The 335-nt window shown below is 55.2% G+C and carries 1 protein-coding gene; it reads left to right on the forward strand.

Annotated elements, in window-relative coordinates:
• Positions 1-335, forward strand: a 335-nt coding sequence (locus MXD62_RS10675; RefSeq protein ID WP_248829152.1) for a fructose-specific PTS transporter subunit EIIC, incomplete at both ends; no start/stop codon positions are given.

Consider the following 335-nt stretch of genomic DNA (forward strand, 5'->3'; position numbering starts at 1 on the left):
GGGGATTATTCTTGGCGCGATGATGGCATTTGACATGGGCGGACCAGTCAACAAAGCGGCATTTACCTTTGGGATTGCGATGATTGCGGAAGGCAACTTTGGACCCCATGCGGCGATTATGGCGGCTGGGATGACACCGCCGCTAGGGCTTGCTCTGGCAACAACCCTGTTCAAGAAAAAATTTTCGACGGAAGAACGGCAAGCAGGGAAGACGGCTTATGTACTGGGGGCTTCGTTTATTACCGAAGGGGCGATTCCGTTTGCAGCGGCTGACCCTACACGAGTGATTCCTTCGATCATGGTCGGCTCGGCGGTGGCCGGGGGTCTTTCAATGC

Source organism: Frankia sp. Mgl5, from assembly GCF_023242985.1.
Lineage (GTDB): Bacteria > Actinomycetota > Actinomycetes > Frankiales > Frankiaceae > Parafrankia > Parafrankia soli.